Raw genomic sequence first — 18,247 nt, forward strand, 5'->3', positions numbered from 1 at the left:
AGGACTGCGGGTGTGATGAACACCGAGGAGTTGGCCCGGCAGCTCGGCCTCCCCGGGGCCCAGAAGCTGCTCTCCGGCTCCATGGCCCGGCTCGCGTACAACGGACACGATGGCTTCCCGCGAGTCGTCCCGGTCGGGTTTTACTGGACCGGCGAACGCATCGTCGTCTCCACCGCACCGCCCGCCCCGAAAGCGCGAGCGCTTTCGGCACGTCCGCAAGTGGCACTGACGATCGACACCGGTTCCACGCCGGAAGAGGCGAAGGCCCTCTTGGTACGCGGGCTCGCCACACTGCAAACCGTCGACGGCGTCACCGAGGAGTACCTCGCGGCGGCGCGGAGCTCAATGGACGAATCGCAACTCGCCGAGTTCGAACGCAACGTGCGCTCGACGTATAAGCAGATGGTGCGCATCTCGATCGAGCCGCTTTGGGCGCGGTTCTATGACTTTGGCGCCGGGCGGTTACCCGCGTTCCTCGCGGACCTTGTCACGGGTGGCTAGCCGGGCTGGCTGACTCGCAATTGCCCAGTCAGTGCGGGTCAGCGCATGAAAAGTCGTGGTTTAAAAACCGCACGTGTTGGGCACACACCGCCATGACCGCACGTCACATACCCCATTTCGTTGCCTCCGCGGTCCTCGCGGTGGCGGGCGTCAGCGCTCCGGTCCTCGGTTCTGCCCTCCCGGTTGCCTCCGCCGATCCCTGTCCGGACGTGCAAGTGCTGTTCGCCCGCGGTACCGATGACCCGCCGGGTCTTGGCCCGACCGGACAGGCGTTCATCGACTCCCTGCGCCCGCGCGTTGGCGCAAAATCGCTCGACGTCTATCCGGTCAACTACCCCGCCACCCACGACTGGACGAACGCTGGCGAGGAAGGGATCAGAGACGTGGGCGCGCATGTCGTTTCGATGGCGCACGACTGCCCCAATACCAAGATGGTGCTCGGCGGCTATTCCCAAGGCGCTGCCGTGATGGGCTTCGTCACCTCGGCCGCCGTACCGGCTGGAATCGATCCGGCGGCCGTGCCCAAACCATTGGACCCCGAGGTGGCCAACCACGTCTCGTCGGTCGTGCTCTTCGCCCTGCCAAGTGAAAAGGCGATGAACTTCTTCGGCGAGCCACCGGTCGTCATCGGTCCGCTCTATCAGGCCAAGACCATCCAGGTATGCGCCCAGGGGGACCCGATCTGCTCCGACGGAATGAATTTCGCCGCACATGACACGTACTCGACCAACACGGCAATGATCGAGCAGGGTGCGGCGTTTGCGGCCAGTCGTATCGGCGGGGCTTCCGGCGGGCCGGCGGGCGCCGCTCCCGGCGCGCCGACGACCGCCGCCGGGTTCCCAGGTGTTCCCGGTTAATCGCGGCCCGGCCTCGTTTGAATACCAAGGTGCACAGGTTATTTCGCGTCTAGGGTGGACCGGACGGCGGCGTGGCGAGTTCACGTGGGCGCGAGCATAATCGGGTCGTGGAGTCACGCGACGCCGTTGGAGCCCGTTTTCGCCGGCTACATCAACAGGGTTGTTTTCTCATCCCGAATCCGTGGGACGCCGGTTCGGCAATCGCGCTCGCAAAGCTCGGCTTCCCTGCACTGGCCACTACGAGCGCCGGACTGTGCTTCGCGCGGGGTCTGCCAGACACGGTGACCGCGCTCTCCGTCGACGAGGCACTGAACAACATCGCCGAAATAGTGGCTGCGGTCAGTGTGCCCGTCAATGCCGATTTCCAGGCCGGTTATGCCCGAAATGCGAACGAGCTTGCGCACAATGTGGCGCGCTGCGTGGCCACCGGCGTGGCCGGCCTCTCTATCGAAGACGGCACCGGCATCGCCGGCACACCGCTCTTCGAGCTGGCCGAGGCGACCGATCGGGTCCGCGCTGCGCGTTCGGCGATCGACGCCTCGGGAGCCCACGTCATGCTGACCGGCCGCGCGGAATGCTTCCTCTACGGCCACCCCGACCCCCTCGCCGAGGCCATCAGGCGGCTGCAGGCTTACGCCGAGGCGGGAGCCGAGGTGCTGTTCGCACCGGGGATCCGTACCAAAGAGGACATCGCCACTCTCGTTGACGCTGTGGCGCCGTATCCGGTCAACGTTCTGGTGTCTGCCGACACGGGACTGACGGTGACGGACCTTGCGCAGCTAGGGGTGCGACGGATCAGCGTCGGCTCTGCTTTCAGTCGGGTCGCGTGGGGTGCGTTCCTGGCCGCCGCGCGCAAGCTGATTGAGGGCGGATCCTTCGAGGGACTAACCGGAGCCGCGAGCTTCGACGAGCTGAATGCGCTGTTCACCGAATAGTGTCCGGGCCGGAGGGGGCTACCGCGCTTTCCGGAGATCGGCGAGCGAGTTTTTCAGTCCACCATCCAGCCGGATCTGCACGGCCGCCACGGCGACCATCACCCCCGCGGTCACCAGGTGCACCACCGCGTCGGTGATGTTGTTGGGGAAGGTGAAGATGAAGGCCACCTGATGTGAGAAGAAGGCCCAAATGCCTGGCAGCGCACCGGCTATCGCGGCAAGCAGTAGATACAGCACGGCCCAGGACTTGCGCAGCGCGAACACCAGGCCCGGAGCGAACAGCGCGAGACCGGCGACGGCATGCCAGCCGTTGTAGTCCATCCCGAGCAGTTGGACGGTCCGCGCGGTTGGGCCGGTCGCGAAGCTGGGATTGACGATGAGGCCGATCGCCGCCTGAATGACATGAAATGCGCAGATGATCAGCAGCCCGATCTGGGCGAAACTCCACCTCACGTTGCACCCCCTTGTGCACGGCGGGATACCCGGATACTACGCGCGGTAGTAGATCGCGGTCAACGGGGGAGGGCGGGCGAGCCGTCCGTTCCGGCCGGGGCGCTTAAGCACCGTCCACACAATCGCCCAGCGGCGACTTCCGCCCCATTGGCTCCGGAATACTAAGGGGCGGAACGAGATTTAACACGCAGGTGGTCCCACATTGACCAGAGGCAATGGCTGGACCGCAATGACTACGCTGTGCTGTTCCGATCGATCCACTGAGTGAGCGCGTCCTCAACCGCGGTCGCGACGTCCACACCGGCGCTGTCGGCGGTCTGCTCAAACCGCTCAACCAATTCGGTGCGGACTGAGGCGCCCAACTTCGTGCGCGGTGGTTTTGGCTTCGGCGGCAGCTCTACAGGCACGTGTCGCGCCACGGATGCGTCAATGATTTCGCGAAGTGCCGGTATCTCGTCGAGCATTGTGGCGAGATCCGCGCGTTCGATCCGCAAGACCTCGGCCGGCCCGATCGTCGTAACGGTCGCAGAACGCAGCTTCCCACGGTGGAGCGCCGATTCGCCGATCACCTCGCCCGGACCCAGCACGGCGACGCGGTCCCGGCCCATGTACACGCCGACCTCCCCGCTGAGCAGGATGTAGCAGGAGTCCGACGGCGTCTGCTCATGAATCAGCGGCAACGGGGCCGACGTCGAAGTGCGATGAGCTACTCGGGCCAGACGCAGCAGGTCGGCATCGGAGAAGTTATCGAAGGTGGCGTACTGGCGTAACCGACGAGCGTCTTCTTCATATTGCTTCGCGTCGGCCTTCATGGCGGACTCCTGACGTGCGATGTGACGCTACATCGAGGAGCGTAACGCGGATTTGCGATACAGAGGGCAGAAGACCGCGACGCAATTTAGGCCGGCCCGCCGACAGAACCGGATGCGGTAGTTGTGAAAGACCGGCTTTGGTCAGTTCCGCCCGGGAAGCCTCATCACCGCGCGCACGACGGGGACCAGCGACTTCAGCCACAGCGTCCCCGAAATGCCAAGCGGCGGATCGAGATTGAACACGCGCGCGGTCGCGATCGTCTGCGACTCGGTGTACTTCAGCAGACCCTCGGCACCGTGTCGGCGGCCGACGCCGGACTGGCCCATCCCGCCCATCGGCGCACCGAGGCTGCCCCATGCGAACGCATAACCCTCGTTCACATTGACCGTTCCCGACCGCAACCGGGCGGCGATTTGCTCGCCCTCCGCGGAGGAGGCCGCCCACACGCTGGCGTTGAGCCCGTACTCGGTGGCGTTGGCCTTCTCGACGGCTTCATCCACGTCGGCGACGGGGTAGATCGACACGACCGGCCCGAACGTCTCGTTGGCCGCACACTCCATCTCCGGCGTGACGTCGGCCAGCACCGTGGGCTCGTAGAACAGCGGCCCGATGTCCGGCCGCGCCTTACCGCCCGCAATCACCTTGGCGCCCTTGGCTTTCGCGTCGTCTACGTGGTCCGTCACCGTGTCCAGCTGACCCGCGGAGATCAAGCTCCCCATGTCGACCGAGAAGTCGTACGCGGTACCCAGCTTCATGTTCCGCACCGCGGCACCGAACTTGCCGACGAAGTCGTCGGCGATGTCCTTCTCGACGTAAATCCGCTCGATGGAGATGCACAACTGGCCGGCGTTCGAGAAGCACGCGCGGGTGGCCGCCTTGGCGGCCTTGTCGAGGTTGGCGCCCCGCGTGACGATCATCGCGTTCTTGCCCCCGAGTTCGGCCGAGAAGCCGATCAGCCGACGGCCCGCGTGTTCGGCGAGCTGCCTGCCGGTGGCGGTCGAGCCGGTGAACATCAGGTAGTCACAGTTGTCGATGATTGCGGTGCCGACCACCGAGCCCGGCCCGGGCACGATCGCGTAGAGGGCGCGCGGCAGCCCGGCCTCGTACAACAGCTCGGCACACGCCAGCGCGCAATACGGGGTCTGGCTGTCCGGCTTGAGTACCACCGCGTTACCCGCCAGCAGCGCCGGCACCGAGTCGGACGCCGTCAGCGTCATGGGGTAGTTCCACGGCGAGATCACCCCGACCACGCCCTTGGGCTGGTAGACCACCGTGGTCTTGCCGATCGCCGGGAGCAGCGCCTGCACCTTGCGCGGCTTCAGTAGATCGGCGGCGACGCGCACGTAGTAGTTCGCGTTCGCCATCAGATCGACGATCTCCTCCTGCGCCGCCCACCGAGCCTTTCCGGCCTCGGCCTGCAGGAGGTCCATCAGGAACTCACGGTTCTCGACGACCAGGTCGCGGTAGCGGCTGATGACATCGATGCGCTCGGAGACCGGGCGGTTCGCCCAGTCGGCCTGAGCCGCCCGCGCCTCGGCGAACGCCGCTTCGACGTCTTCGGCCGTGCCGACGGGGATCGTGGTCAGCGGCTTGCCGGTGAAGACCTCGTCGATGGTCTTGGTCTGGCGTGCGGCGGCGTCTTTGATCGCGGCGAGCTGACGCAGGCGGTCGAAGACCTCGGCTGACGGTGCGGGCATGTTGTTACCTCTCGAAGAAGCGCAGGCGTCCAAAACACCAGCCTAGGCCCGGGGCGCGTCAACGGTTCGGGGACGCCTGAGTCACGCCCCAACGCATGGCGCGGGACAGCGCTTTGTTCATCTGTGCTGTCCACTCGAATTTCGTGGCAGCACAAGGTGGCTAGCACCTTTACTCCCGGCTGGAATTCACCTGCCAGAGGGCACGTGAGCGCTCTCGATCACTCCCGAACCTGGCGATTGACGAGGCCCGTAACATACCGTGAGTCGATCTCTTCACCGCCGTCGCCGTAGTACACGCGATGGGGCCCGCTGGCAGTGTCATCGGCTGTGCGCGTCACTTTGATCCACCTGCCCGTCGTGGGATCTTGGAGCATGTCGCCTTCGCGGATCTCCGACAGCGGCACCTTCTCTATCGCATGTTCCGAACTCATTGCTCTCCCGAACTGTCGTGGTATGCGGGCTGTGGCCACCTGTTGGGGATCGTCCCGGTGCTCCTGTTGACGATTCCCTTGCCGACGCCGATGGTCAATCGCGAATCTGATAACTGCCGGAACGATCTGCAGTTCGTGGGGGAGAGGTCAGACTGTGGCGGGGTTTTGCGAGTCGAACTCGGTCAACGTGCCCTGCTCCCGTGGACCGCTATGAACTACGAATCTACTCTTCGTCGCTTCTCGAGAATTCAGCCGACGAGCGTCAACGTATGGGCGCGCCGCAGCTTGCCCGATGGCGTCTTAGGGATCATTCCCGGCTCGAGCACGACCACGTTTCGGGGCCGAACGTCGGCCTCGGCGACCACCTCGTGTGCCACCTGCTGCTCGATGCGGCGCACCTCGGCCGGGTTCTGCCAGTCCTTGGACTCCACGGCCACGGCGAACGTCTCGCGCGAGTGTCCCGCCTCCAGTCGTACCGCCACGGCACTCCCTGGCCGGACCCCGGAAACCCGTGCGGCGGCGCGTTCGATGTCGGTCGGGTAAATGTTTCGCCCGGCCATGATGATGACATCCTTGACTCGGCCGCAGACTACGAGGCGGCGGGTCTCGGTGAGGTAGCCCAAATCGCCGGTGTCATACCACCCTTGTTCGTCTTGTGCCGCAACGAATCCGGCCATCGTTTCGTAACCGATCGTCACAGGCTCACCACGCACCTGTATGACGCCTACGGCCCGGGCGGGCAGGATGTTGCCGTCTTCGTCGACGATGCGCGCCTCGAGCCCCTTGAGCAGGCGTCCAAGCGTGGCCAGTCGGCGGGTTTTTCCCTTGGTCGCAGGGACAGCTCGGTGCAACGCGGAAAGGAGGTCAGCGTCGACCTCGTCGATCAACAGGCCTTCGCCGCAATCAGAGAACGACACAGCCACGGTGGTTTCGGCCATGCCGTAAGCGGGCAGGATCGCCTCCGGACGTAAGCCGAACGGCTTGCCCGCTTCACATAGGTCCTCGACATCGGCGGGTTCGACCTGTTCGGCGCCTGAGAGTGCCCATCTCAGGGTAGACAGGTCGAACTGGCCGGGCCGGGCCAGCTTGCGAAGGCGTTTGGCGAAGAGTGTGTAGGCGAAGTTGGGTGCAGCGGTCATCGTGCCCTTGTACTTGTCGATGAGCTTGGCCCACAGCAACGTGTCGCGCAGGAAGTCCATCGGAGTGACCTTGACTAGTTCCGCGCCGAAATACATTGGTACAGTCAAGAATCCGGTCATGCCCATGTCGTGGAACAGAGGCAGCCAGCTCACGATCACGTCGGTATCGATGTCGACTTTCGCGCCGAGGAACATCGCCTCGGCGTTGGAAACGACATTGCGATGTGAGATTCGGACGGCCCTGGGCGACCCGGTAGAACCCGACGTCAACTGCAGCAGCGCAACGTCATCGTCGTCGGTGTCGACCGGATCGATCGGGCGGTTGCCGAGCAGCTCCTCGATTACCAGCACGCGCATTCCCAGCTGGGACAGCAGTGGGGCCGCGGCCATGAATGGGTCGGAGATGACGACCGTTGTGGCGCCGATCATTTTGATGACGGCGGTGGTGTCCTCGGCCCAGCGGCGAAGATCGGTGCGCGGTGTGGGTTGGTGGAGCATGGTGAGGCTGGCGCCGCGCATCCAGACGCCCTGCCCGGTGGGCGCGATCTCGACGGGGGCCCCGGCCAGCACCGGCACGGCATCTCCGTGGCCGACGCCGGCGGTGGCCAAGCCACCCGCGATCCGGCGAGCACGCTCGTGCACCTCGCCCCAGGTATGCCGGAGCGGGCAATCCGGCTCGCCGGTGACCAAACCCTTCGAGCTGGATTGGGCGCTGCCATACATGGTTTCGGTGAATCTACTCAAGGCCATTCCTTTGGCACCGGCACCGGCGCCGCGTCGAGCTCCGACTGCGAGGTGAAGCGTTCATCAGGGCACACAATGAGTGAAGCGTTGAATGTATTGATATTGAGCCGCGCAGCTCGAGCCGAATTCACGGGAGCGCCGGCACCGCGGGTGTCGCTGCGGTACAACTGCCGCCTGCCCCGAAGGGGTTGGTGGATGAGTGCGGCGGAAGAGCCTGCCCCCTTCAAGGCGCCACCCGATTGGCCCTCGCTCCAGTCGAAGCGAGGTATCGAACCGTTCAGACGAACTCACGATATACATGCACGGCCAATGAAGCGCTGAGGCGCGCCGATATCACCACCAAGCGCGGCGGTCTTCTTTCCGAAGCGCAGAGCGCGAAACTCCGCCATTATCAGCTTGAAAGCACAAACCCCGTTTACCGTCGGTTCAGCCGGGCGATGCGGACCCATTACGACGGGGACCTCTTGGGGGTCGCCGCCGGACGTTTCCGGACGGCTGGGGAGTCAACCATGACAACCATAGCGCAGGTTGCTCAGCGGGAGGGTCACGACGGGATCCACTATGCCAAACGGGTTGTTGCTAATTGCCTGCGGACGACGGTGTTGTTAGTGCCTTCGCCGCTAATCGCGGGTGGCTGCTGAAGCTAGCCGGCAACTTACTGCCATCGCGCCGATTCTTCGAAAAAGTCAGTGCCTGACGCGCATTGGCGGGCGAGTTGGCGCATCAGTCCTGCATTCATCGGTTGTGCGCAAGAGGAGACCTCACCGAGCACACGCTGCGCCTCCTGTGAACTCGAAGGCTGCAGCACGAACAACACGGCGTCGCGCGAATGCGTACCCATGAGGTAGATGGTGTCGCTGAAAACCAGCCGATATGCATGCAGCGAAACCATTTCGCTATGGCGAATAAGTCGCGCCGGGGCGGGCAACCACGCGCTCGAGTCGTAAATGACTCGGTGGACCGTACCAATCCATGAACCGAAAACCGCAAGCAGGTCCGGTAGCTCTATCCTCAGGTCCAGGCTCTTTGGCCACCAAGCCCCGTCCACCGCAGCGGGGGTGCCGTCGCGTTCGCACAGTACCAATCGAGTGGCGCTGGAAGGGCTGGAAGTAACAAGCGCCACCGTGACGCTCCCATCGACTATCTTGCTATCGCAGACGGCTACCGAAGAGGGCGGTACTCGACAAACCTACGACAGTAGGAGCATAACCCCACGGGGCGCCGAGACGGTCGACGAATCGCGATACCACGACGCTTAATGTGGCTTTTCAATCGGCAAGCGGCAGTTTGTGGTTGGCGGCGAAACCATGCGCCAGGCCTGATTCGCGGAGCCGCGTGAGAATCGCTTTTCTGTGCGCGGGCCGACCGCGGCCGTCCAGCGGGCGGCAGCCGAGCAGATAGTGGCGTAACGTCGGTAGAGAGCTGTTTCGTTGTCGGCGGTGGCCTCGGAAGTAATGTCCCATCTAGATCACTGGCAATGCAATTCCTCCGTCAGCCCCGTTTCGCGGGTTGATCGTTTCAAGCTGCAAGGGATTGCCCGTGAAGCGCGCAACACCGTTTACCAGTCACATTGGGGCCAAGCCGAATCCACCAACAGACTGCAGCATCGATGCGGTGGAGAAATGGCGTGACGGGGTGCCCTCGGTTGAAGAGCCGACTCCCCACACGATCAATTCCGTTGGGGGGCGGTGGTCCGCGAGCCCGGTGCGCCTCACCCTGGCAGGCCAACTCGGGAACAAGATCGATGGAGCATGGTGGCTCCGGACTGGCCTGATCTCGCGAGAGCTGACCGAGTTGGTGTCTGTCTTGGATGCGCGTTTAGGGCAGGTCGTCGACATCAATGTCAATTGGTCATCCTTACAACGCCAGCACGACCTGAATTGGGATTGGGGACAGGGTGTACGCCCGCACGTCATGACCGTCGATGGCCGTGATGCACGGGCGAAGCTTCTGATCGTTCCGCACAGGACCGGTACCGCCCTTGCGGTAATGGTCTTGCGCCGCGCCGCCAACCTGCCAGTGCATGCGGCACACCGCAATTCGCGCGCTTTCCAGACAGCCGACTGCATTGTCCGTGTGGCCCGCGGCGAGCAGATGTTTGAAGTGCGCCGCGCGCGGCGCGCGGCGATACCTCAAGGTCCGCAGGATTGAGACTGTCCGGGTCCGCCCGCCACCAACGGGCCAGGCCGATTGCCAGGGGAACTGGGTGAAGCCGATGTGGCACCGGATTCGTTGATTTCCGGGGATCTTTACGTGACGATCACGCGCACACGCCTTATCATCGGTTTTCCGTTTTCTCCGTACCGATCAGGAGCCCCTCGACGGTCGACGCATCGCTTGGGCGGGCTGCGGTCATCATGATGGCGTGCGCGTCGTCTGGGTCGGCATCCGAGGAAACCACCAGCAGAACGGTTTTGGCACGGTTGAGCCCCAGGACCTCGACGGTGTTGACGGGCTGAAGCCGGTATCCGTCGAGTCGCACCGTGCGCCCTCCGGTCAGGAATTTCGCAGGGGGCCTTGCCCATTCGTTCACGTTGTAGAGCACGCGGCCAATCGGCCCGAGTCGAACGGACAGCACCGACAGCAGGTCTGGCAGCTCTGCGGCGAGGTCGTCACTGTGTGGCCACCACGCACCATCGACATACCCACTCGCCGGCGCCTTCGGCTTAAGCCGCAAGCGCGGGGTGTGCTTCGATGGCACGTGTCGTCGCTGGGCATCCACTTGGTCGATTTTCGGCGTCATTGCGACGCTCCCGCCTTGACCGCGAACCGGCCGGATCATTCGAATCGGCGACGAGATGACTTTGAATAGTCAGGTCCGAAGTATCGCCGACAACTCGCACCCTACTCCGGCGGTCCAGAACTGACCACACCAAGACGGTTGTGTGATCAGCCGATCGGGCCCGTTCTCAGCGGATCGAAACAAGTTGGTCGATCGAATCCGTGGGCAACTCGCCCTCGACGACCGCGGTCACCAGCAGCTGATTGAGTGTGATCGCGCCTTCGTGCCATATCTCCCGATTCGCCAGGCGAGGTGGGGTGCCGGCGCAGCGGTCGACGTCCAAGTCTTCTGGCATTGCCGCATATGGCATACCCTGAGAGACAGCGGTGAATTGGGCAGGTTGCGTTCAGGGTTCGCTGCTAGATGGCCGTTGGTGCGCAACTGTGGTGTTAAGCAGTCAGCACCAGGCCGGCCGCCGTCGAAACTTCGCTGTGTGAACAAGCGCAGCACAACGCTCCGAATAGTCGGTGATCAGTGGGTACCGCCGGTCTTGGCGCCCAGTCAGCGAGAATTCGCGATCCCGTGGGTGTGGCTCGATCCGTGCTCCGGCTCGTGGTGTGCGCCGCCGGGGTCGACGCCATGGTTGCTAGCTCTCGTTGTTCCCGGTCAGTTCGGCGTAGGGTGAGAAACGCATCATCGGTATTCCGTTTGTGATCGTTCTGGTTCAGGTGGGCGTCGATTCAAATCATTGGCCGGTATCGCGGTCCAGACGGGAGCGTCCCGATGACACCAGGAGAAGCGCGCATCAGCTCGACGTGGGACACGCGGGGTATCCGCACACCGCGGTTTCGGTTGAAGACCACGGGACACAGCAGCGGGTATGTGGACGGCGCATGGTGGCCGCACAGCGACAACTTGACGGAGGAGTTGCCAGGTCTGATCGCGTCTTTGTCAATTCGCCTGGGCGCGGTCAGTTGTGTGAAGTTCAACCAGACTGACTGGGGAGTCGCGGGCGCCGAAGTTCGGAGCGGTGGTCGCGTGATCCACCTTGACGCGGATCGGGGTCAGCCTCCTAATACCGTCGAAGTTTCTGGCGTCCAAGGCAATACGATGGTCTTGCTGGTTGTTCCGTTCTGTGTCCAACCAGACCACGCACACGCGATTGTGGTGGCGGCTGCAGCGCCGGGCAACGCATCAGGCGTTGACACCCTGCTCATGATCAGCGGCAAGGAACGGGAAAGCCGCACCACGAGGGACGCCGCGAGGGAGCGCTGGGGGTCACAGTGCGGGGCCTAACGTCCGGACGTCGGGCAGGCTCCCGGCGGCCAGCGCCGTCGCACACGCCGTTGAACTCGAGATCCAACTCCAGGAACTGAAAGAGCAACTTAGCCGAGCGTAGTAAACGCTCTGTCGCCCAGTGCGATTGGGCACTGCTCGCGAGGACTAGTGGCGAAGGGAATGGTGCACCGATGGTGACGCGATTGGCGGGGACCGACGCGCTGTCAATGCACACACAGAGTTCGAAGACGCCTGCGCACACCCTCACGCTGGCGGTCATCGATGATGCGTCGAACAAGCTCAGCCACGAGAAGCTGCATCAACTTGTGGCCGCATCGCTGCCGCAACTGGCGCGCTTTCGCAGCCGACTGGTGGCCAAGCCGTTGGGTGTGGGGCAGCCTGTGTGGGCTGAGATCGACGACTACGACCCTTTCCCCCAAATTCATTGCGCAAGGGTTTGCCCGCCCGGTGGGCGACGCGAACTCGCCGATCTCGTAGCGGATTTAACTGCCCGGCGCCCGAGTAGGCGTGACCGGCTGTGGGAAGCGTGGAGTATCGAAGGTCTGGCGGACGGCAAGTGGGCGTTGGCGGTAAAGACGTCAGCCGCACTCAGTGACGGGGTCGCGGGGGCCGCGTCCCTGTGGCCGCGGTTGCTTACTCGCGGGCCTCGCACCGATTCGGCCCGAAGCCTGCCGGCCGAGCCGACCCTGGGCTCGGCACCTTCGGTGGGCGAGCTCGTTACCGATTTGGTGACCGAGATCCTCGAGAATCACGTCACCGGCGGATGGCTGATCGCCGAGGCCGTGTCTCATGCGCTGCAGGCCGTCAGTGGGAGGCTGTTCGGCACCACTAGACGGGATCCGATGGCCCAGGCGGAGTCGCCGACGAGCGGGCCGGTGCCGCACACCGTCCTCAACGCGCCCCTGACGAAGCGGCGCGCGGTGGCCTTCGCCTCGATCCCGCTGGCAGACCTGACGACGGTCAGCACCGCGTTCGGGGGCAGCATCACCAACGTTGTTCTGGCTGCCTGCACACTGTCATTGCGCGCCTGGCTACAGCGGCGCGACGAGGTGCCTGGCGATCCACTGCTGATGCGGATGCCATTCGAGCTGCCGGCCACCGATGCCCCGAAAATGGGCAAGGCGCTGACCATCGGGAGTCTTCGCATTCCGGTGCATCTGGACGACCCTGTACAGGTCCTCGCCAACCTCCACACGGCCACCGAAAGACTGAACGTCATTCGGAGTCATAGGAGCGAAAGCCGCCCCTTTACAGACGATTTGGATGCCATAGCGTCGCTCATCCCGCCGGCTGTAGCCAATCTGGGTATGCAGCTCTACACGCGATCGGGCTTGCGGCACCGGCTCAAACCGATCTATCACGGCAGCGTCTCTTATATTGCCTTCGAGCCGGTACCGGCCTACTGCGCCGGGGCCAAGGTCGTCGGCGTGCATACCGTGGCGCCACTGTCGGAGGAAAGTGGGTTGAACATCGCGCTGACCACCCGTGGTGAGGACGTGGATGTGAGCGTGTGTGTGTGCCCCGACAACGTGCCTGGGGTCGATGACATCGCTACCGGAATCGTAGACGCTGTCGATGTCCTTGTGGCGGCCGCGCAGGAATCTCCTCGCGGGCAAGGCCGTTCCGTCGTCACGGAGATGGCGTCACACCCCGCGAATCGTTCGCGCGACAGCACGTACTGACAGGTCCAACCAAGTCCGGCTGCTGTCGGTGCGACTGGGCTCCGCTGATGGCTGTGGGGCCGAGATCGATGCCTGATGGACGACGGGTCGATGTGGACATGCGTCAGCTGCGCCGATGTCGAGAGGAGATGCTCAGCTTGATAACGGGGGATGGTCTATCTCGACCAGCTTGAGGGCGATCTGCTCGAGGCGGGCATTGGTGTTTTGCGAGAGCTTCACCAGCAGTTCGAAAGCGCCGGCCGCGTCGATGTCGAATCGCTCCATCAGCATGCCTTTGGCTTGGCCGATCGTGTCTCGGGTTTCGATGGCCCGCCGCAGTTGCTTGTTCTCAGCGAGCAGGGCCTGCAGGCGTTCATCGAGCCGGGCGCTTTCTACCGCATTGATTGCCTCGAGCGTGTGAAGCACTCCGGCCGGCGTCCAGGCGCCACCTTGATCGGCCGCGCGCACCATCGCTGCGAGCAGCTGCTTGCTTTCCGAGACCTCTTCGACGCGGTGCGCCACGCCCACCAACTCGCCGTGGTCGACCAGGGGAGTGTTCGTCGGGCTCCACACCTTCGGCACGAAATGGCCCGGTGCGTCAGGGTCGGGGACGTCGTAGCGTTGTATCCGCATGTCATGCGTGTGCCGGGTGCGCATCACCGTCTCCAAGGACGCCGCGAGGTTCGCCGTGCCGTTCGCTTGTGGATCGTTGGGATTGTCGGGAAACGCCTCGAAGAGGAGCTGACCAGGCAGCTCGCCGTGTCCGCGCAAAGTGACTTGCTCATATGCGACGCTTGCCGCCCGAATCCGCAGATCGCAATCCAGGAGCAGGAACGAGCCACCCGACGAGCTTCGATCCATCTCGCGGGCGATCACGTCGAACCGGCGTTGACTGTCCACTGACATCCCACTACCCGTTCGTGCGGCGGTATAACCCGACAAATCACAGCGCGCAGTCGACTGGCGGTCACATAGTCGCAGGTTCGAATCCTGTCAGCCGACGGCTGGCGGCGAGGGCAATAGGCGGGTCACATTCGCCCGTAGCCGACGGCCATGATGAGAAAAAGCACCGCCAAGAGAACGAACATCATCGCCAACGGGTCGATTAGCTCGAACAGCATGTCGGGTCGACCGTCTTCGGGCTCAAAGCGCAAGGCATGGCAGGTTGCGTCCCCGCGTCAGTTGGTGGCGGCGAGGTGAATGCCGTACGGCACCGCGCCCAGGAGGGTGACGGTGAGGCCCGCACCGCTGGGCAGCAGATAGGTCCGCTGGTCGCCGGGGCGCGCGCCGGCAATGGCAGAACCCAGCGGGGAATTGACCGAGTAGACCTCCACGTCGCCGTACTCGGCGCCGCGCGCGGCCAGTAGGAAGGTTTCGATGTCACCGGTGTCGTCGTAGCGGACCGTCAAAACCATGCCGGGCTCGGCGATCCCGTCGTCGGGCGGATCCTCGCCGATGACGGCGTTGACCAACAGGTCGTGAATCCGTTGAATCCGCAGTCGCCGTGCGCGCTGGACGGCAGCGGAGTATTCATCGGTAGCGTCACCAACGGCGTTGGCGTCACACAACTCCCGCAGGGTGGCCAGTTCTTGCTGGAGCCGCACGTGCGCCTGCGGTGAAAGCCACGTAGGTTGCACGCTGGTCATGTTTTGGTCTCCCTTCCTCAGGCGGCAATGGTGGTCGACGGTCGCCGGTCCATGACGCCGGCCCCGGGCGTTTGACATCTGCCATCGTTGCGGCCCTGAGGGTTTGGTGAGGGCGGCCGGTAGGGCACGGCCTTGAGCAAAGTCACGAGCCGCCCCCTGTCATGGGGGATTGCGTAGATGCGTTGTTCGCCGGGACGAGCACCGGCGATGCACCGGCCCAGCGGCGAGGCCATCGAGTAGACCGTGAACTCGGCGTCTTCGGTGCCCTGCCGACCGAGTAGCAGCGTCTCCGTTTCACCGCTCGCGTCGTAGCGAATGGTCAGCACCATGCCTGGCCCCGCGACCCTCTCACCCGCGGGATCGTCGCGGACGGCCGCGGTAGCCAGCAGATCCTCGATCTCGCGGATGCGCTTTTGCCGTTCCGCAGGGCGTGCGCCGCGGTTCCCGCCGTAATCCATAGAGTCGTCCGGAACTTCGATGCTGCGCAGGGAGCGCAACGTGCTTAGCTCGTCCTGCAATCGGCGGTAGTGCTGTGCTGTGATGTAGACAGGTGCGAAACTAATCATCGCGTTATTTCCTTTCCTAAGTAGGGGTGTCGTCAGGTGCGGGCCGATGCGTGGCAGCCGTCCCTGACGACGCGGAGCCCTAGAGGGGCAAGCCTTCGTCGGGGTTGGATCTCGGAGTCATCCTGCGGTGCCGCGGCGGCAGCGAATCAGAAACGGCCAATGCCGGGTCAGTCAGCGGACCGTGTGCTGATCCCCGGATGCGTTGTCCGCCAACCTGAACCGGCCGGGAGCCACCGCCGAAACGCTCGACGATTCCCATTGCGCACCTCCGCAGCCACATTCCGAACCACCAATTCCCATGGTGGCCCGCGCGGGCGCCGGGGCGCTTGCCCGAAACGGACAAGGCTGAAGCGGGCTATTGTTCCGCAGCGACAACATGCCGCGCCGTGGCGAGCCAAACAAGCCCGATTGAGTGGTGTCGCCCTTGCTCACCGTTGCTCGACAAGGCTGTTGAAGTCGTGTTGCCATCTTGCGTAACGGGCTCGGTCAAGGGCATCGCGGGCGACGGCGAACAAACCCGCTACCGAGAGGCTGACAACGCACCAGATCGCCACGGCGACCGCGACCGCCTCGTCGCGGGCAGACATTTTCGGTCGACTCACCGGCGAACCCTCGTCATCGACCCAAATCTCGAGCTCATCGCCGATTTTGACCCCGAGCGGTGCGACGACGTCTCCCGTGCGTTCGGCCCCGGCAACAGGCCATCGGGCGGGCGCCCTGACCGTTGGGCTTTCGAGGTCCGTACGGGGGTGGCTGTCCCCGACGACCGTCGCGGTCACCGGGCGGCGAGTCTGGATCTGCTCGGCGTAGACGCGGCTTCGGGACTCATGGACCGCGGTGCCGACGGTGGCGGCGACCGGCACGGTGAACAATGACACCGCGACGGCCAACACCACGAGCAGCGCCTCCACGCGGTCGCTTGCTCGTACCAGTGGATTTCGACCCAACAGCCGAGTGAACAGCCTTCGTGGCAAGGGCACGGTGAACGTCTCCAGCACGGCGTGATCGTCCGGCGGATGGGCGCTCCGCGGTTGAGGATCGTGACGCGGGGTGGTCATCGAGTGTCCTATCGACGGATCGGCATGGGTTTGAGGGATCCGCAAGGGAGGCGGCAGCGACACCATCCTCGAAACCTGGCCGTGTTTTCTACCTCGATGATGTCGCGGATGGGCACCGCAAGACTTGCCGAAGTCCGACAATGGCGCCGCGGCGCGTTGTCGGATTTCGACAGCGTTCGATCAATAGATGTCGGTGGCCGCGAGTTCGATCATCATGGCCAGCCGCTTTCTGGCGTCATCCAATGGGAGATTGGTGATTTCGGCCATCTTGCGGAGTCGGTAACGCACGGTGTTTTCGTGTACTCCAAGACGCTCACCGGCTTCCGCCGGGTCGCCCTGGGCCTCTAGCCACGCCCGGAGGGTGGCGAGATAGTCGGTTCCGTTGGCGCGGTCGTGGCGGCCCAATTCGGCCACCGGTCCACGGGTCGGAGACCGGCCGGCTCGCGCCGCGGTGCGTAACCGCTGCAGCAGGATGTCATCCCACGATTCGTCGTAGGCGGGAAGAGATAGTCCGGGCGACGCCTCGTGCAGTGCCAGGCATTCGTCGGCCTCCTGGCGCGCGGCGGTGAGATCGGCCACCTCGGCCGCCCCGCTGATGCCGGCCAACACAGTCACCTGTTCGGGCAGGGCGGCTTTCAGGCCCGTCACCCACCTGCGCGCCGTCGAGGCATCCTCGGCAGGAAGCACGGTGTAGATGGTGTTGCCTGCCAAGGCGCTCCGACCCGGCCGTGACCAGCCGAACCCGGTGGTGGCGCGCTCGAACGCCAGCAGCAGGGCGGCATCGCGTTCGGCGCCGACGGACGCCTGGAGTGCGATCACCCGCAAACCGGTCTGTGGCAGACCGAGCTTGCTTGCCGCCGTGACGGAATCAGCGCTGCCTTCCAGCAGCCGGATCACCAGCTCAGTCTCGACCTGACGTTCGAGATCCGCGCTCGCTTGTGACCGCAGCAGGTGCAGGGCGACGGTGTGCGCACCCTCAGCCAGCGCGCCGCGCGCCGGCTCGTCCAGCGGCTCTGAGCAGGCCACCCACACCGACCCCATCGGTTCTCGGCCGGAGCGCACCGCCACGACCATGCGTCCGGTCAGGCCGTAGTCCGCATCGCCCTCGACAAAAAGCGGCTCCTCTGAGCTCGCCAGATGTGCAAACACGCCGCGGGCATCGAACAGCGCGCGCAGTCGGTCCGGGGTCTGTCGGCCCAGGATGGTCTCGACCCGCGCCGGGTCGGCGTGTTCCTGTAGCCGTGAATAGGCGAGCACGCGCAACAGCCGATCGTGGATGACAACGGCACTGCCGATCGCGTCCGCCAGGCTATCGGCCAGCGCGAACAGATCGGTCGGGCCCCGACCGGCCGCGGTTTCGCGGCCCTCCAGCACCAGCCCGTAGATGACCGCGGCCACCTCGCTCCACGAGAGCGTCTCGTCGATCAGCATCACCGCGCCGACCCCGGCGTCCTCGTCGAATGTCATCGGCTCGGCATGCTCGCGTGTCAACATCACGACTGCGTGCGCCGAGCTCGCCCAGCGGATCCCTTCGTTGACCGAGCGGGCACCGATTGCCAGCAGAACGTCGCCGACGACGACGCGGTCGTCCTCGTGAATGACCACGCTGCGCAGCTCAGTGGACCTTGGCACCGAAGACCAAACCAGCCGCACCCCATAACCACCCAGCACGTTGACCAGGCGGTCCAAAGTGATCATGAGCGCTCCCAACGCCACTGAGAAATG

Annotated in this window: 18 protein-coding genes and 1 pseudogene; 6 read left to right on the top strand and 13 right to left on the bottom strand. The window is 64.5% G+C overall.

Annotated elements, in window-relative coordinates; genetic code table 11:
• The first annotated feature begins 15 nt into the window (after window positions 1-15).
• The 3 genes from A5758_RS14405 (at window position 16) to A5758_RS14415 (ending at window position 2,293) form a co-directional block, all read left to right on the top strand.
• The gene (locus tag A5758_RS14405) at window positions 16-501 is read left to right on the top strand and encodes a pyridoxamine 5'-phosphate oxidase family protein (protein WP_067740945.1); all 486 of its coding nucleotides are present in this window, start codon (window positions 16-18) and stop codon (window positions 499-501) included.
• Between the two features lie 92 nt (window positions 502-593).
• Window positions 594-1,358: a cutinase family protein gene (locus A5758_RS14410; RefSeq protein WP_067740946.1), complete on the top strand. Its 765-nt coding sequence runs from the start codon at window positions 594-596 to the stop codon at window positions 1,356-1,358.
• A gap of 107 nt (window positions 1,359-1,465) precedes the next feature.
• Window positions 1,466-2,293 (top strand): isocitrate lyase/phosphoenolpyruvate mutase family protein, encoded by an 828-nt coding sequence (locus A5758_RS14415; protein ID WP_067740949.1) that lies wholly within the window; start codon window positions 1,466-1,468, stop codon window positions 2,291-2,293.
• 18 nt (window positions 2,294-2,311) lie between these two features.
• Here A5758_RS14415 and A5758_RS14420 read toward each other — a convergent pair whose 3' ends face one another.
• From A5758_RS14420 to A5758_RS25800, 6 genes are all read right to left on the bottom strand, one after another.
• Window positions 2,312-2,746 (bottom strand): DUF4383 domain-containing protein, encoded by a 435-nt coding sequence (locus A5758_RS14420; protein WP_067740951.1) that lies wholly within the window; start codon window positions 2,744-2,746, stop codon window positions 2,312-2,314.
• A 233-nt stretch (window positions 2,747-2,979) separates the two neighbouring features.
• Entirely contained in the window at window positions 2,980-3,558 is a 579-nt protein-coding gene (locus A5758_RS14425) for a cyclic nucleotide-binding domain-containing protein (RefSeq protein WP_067740954.1), read from the bottom strand.
• A 141-nt stretch (window positions 3,559-3,699) separates the two neighbouring features.
• Entirely contained in the window at window positions 3,700-5,256 is a 1,557-nt protein-coding gene (locus tag A5758_RS14430; protein WP_067740957.1) for a succinic semialdehyde dehydrogenase, read from the bottom strand.
• A 218-nt stretch (window positions 5,257-5,474) separates the two neighbouring features.
• Window positions 5,475-5,687 (bottom strand): hypothetical protein, encoded by a 213-nt coding sequence (locus tag A5758_RS14435; RefSeq protein ID WP_067206049.1) that lies wholly within the window; start codon window positions 5,685-5,687, stop codon window positions 5,475-5,477.
• A gap of 248 nt (window positions 5,688-5,935) precedes the next feature.
• Window positions 5,936-7,570, bottom strand: coding sequence for a fatty acyl-AMP ligase (locus tag A5758_RS14440; protein WP_067741291.1), 1,635 nt, complete (start codon window positions 7,568-7,570; stop codon window positions 5,936-5,938).
• A gap of 655 nt (window positions 7,571-8,225) precedes the next feature.
• Window positions 8,226-8,693: a DUF5994 family protein gene (locus A5758_RS25800; protein WP_067740959.1), complete on the bottom strand. Its 468-nt coding sequence runs from the start codon at window positions 8,691-8,693 to the stop codon at window positions 8,226-8,228.
• A 416-nt stretch (window positions 8,694-9,109) separates the two neighbouring features.
• On the opposite strand from A5758_RS25800, the gene A5758_RS25270 reads away from it, so the two are divergent.
• Window positions 9,110-9,721 (top strand): DUF5994 family protein, encoded by a 612-nt coding sequence (locus A5758_RS25270; RefSeq protein ID WP_231987319.1) that lies wholly within the window; start codon window positions 9,110-9,112, stop codon window positions 9,719-9,721.
• 127 nt (window positions 9,722-9,848) lie between these two features.
• Here the strand turns inward: A5758_RS25270 and A5758_RS14450 are convergent, their stop codons facing one another.
• Together A5758_RS14450 and A5758_RS25805 are read right to left on the bottom strand one after the other, a co-directional pair.
• Window positions 9,849-10,313: a DUF5994 family protein gene (locus A5758_RS14450; protein ID WP_067740962.1), complete on the bottom strand. Its 465-nt coding sequence runs from the start codon at window positions 10,311-10,313 to the stop codon at window positions 9,849-9,851.
• Window positions 10,314-10,479: 166 nt separating this feature from the next.
• A pseudogene (locus A5758_RS25805) lies at window positions 10,480-10,578 on the bottom strand (transglutaminase); the annotation flags it as partial.
• A gap of 497 nt (window positions 10,579-11,075) precedes the next feature.
• Between A5758_RS25805 and A5758_RS26290 the strand changes: the two are divergent.
• Window positions 11,076-11,588 carry a DUF5994 family protein gene (locus tag A5758_RS26290; protein ID WP_067740966.1) on the top strand — a complete coding sequence of 171 codons (513 nt, stop codon included), beginning with the start codon at window positions 11,076-11,078 and terminating at the stop codon, window positions 11,586-11,588.
• Window positions 11,589-11,761: 173 nt separating this feature from the next.
• Window positions 11,762-13,273, top strand: coding sequence for a wax ester/triacylglycerol synthase domain-containing protein (locus A5758_RS14460; RefSeq protein WP_067740968.1), 1,512 nt, complete (start codon window positions 11,762-11,764; stop codon window positions 13,271-13,273).
• Window positions 13,274-13,405: 132 nt separating this feature from the next.
• Here the strand turns inward: A5758_RS14460 and A5758_RS14465 are convergent, their stop codons facing one another.
• The 5 genes from A5758_RS14465 to A5758_RS14485 all read right to left on the bottom strand — a co-directional run bounded on the left by A5758_RS14465 (window position 13,406) and on the right by A5758_RS14485 (window position 18,220).
• On the bottom strand, window positions 13,406-14,113 hold the full coding sequence (locus tag A5758_RS14465; RefSeq protein WP_369816444.1) for an ANTAR domain-containing protein: 708 nt from the start codon (window positions 14,111-14,113) through the stop codon (window positions 13,406-13,408).
• Window positions 14,114-14,430: 317 nt separating this feature from the next.
• A complete protein-coding gene (locus tag A5758_RS14470; protein ID WP_067740971.1) occupies window positions 14,431-14,898 on the bottom strand; it encodes a GreA/GreB family elongation factor in 468 nt (155 codons plus the stop codon).
• Window positions 14,899-14,915: 17 nt separating this feature from the next.
• On the bottom strand, window positions 14,916-15,464 hold the full coding sequence (locus A5758_RS14475; protein ID WP_067740974.1) for a GreA/GreB family elongation factor: 549 nt from the start codon (window positions 15,462-15,464) through the stop codon (window positions 14,916-14,918).
• Window positions 15,465-15,892: 428 nt separating this feature from the next.
• The gene (locus A5758_RS14480; RefSeq protein WP_067740977.1) at window positions 15,893-16,522 is read right to left on the bottom strand and encodes a hypothetical protein; all 630 of its coding nucleotides are present in this window, start codon (window positions 16,520-16,522) and stop codon (window positions 15,893-15,895) included.
• 180 nt (window positions 16,523-16,702) lie between these two features.
• Window positions 16,703-18,220 carry a CdaR family transcriptional regulator gene (locus A5758_RS14485; protein WP_067740979.1) on the bottom strand — a complete coding sequence of 506 codons (1,518 nt, stop codon included), beginning with the start codon at window positions 18,218-18,220 and terminating at the stop codon, window positions 16,703-16,705.
• Between the last annotated feature and the right edge of the window lie 27 nt (window positions 18,221-18,247).

This window comes from Mycobacterium sp. 852014-50255_SCH5639931 (assembly GCF_001665605.1).
In the GTDB taxonomy this organism is placed as follows: Bacteria; Actinomycetota; Actinomycetes; order Mycobacteriales; family Mycobacteriaceae; genus Mycobacterium; species Mycobacterium paraffinicum.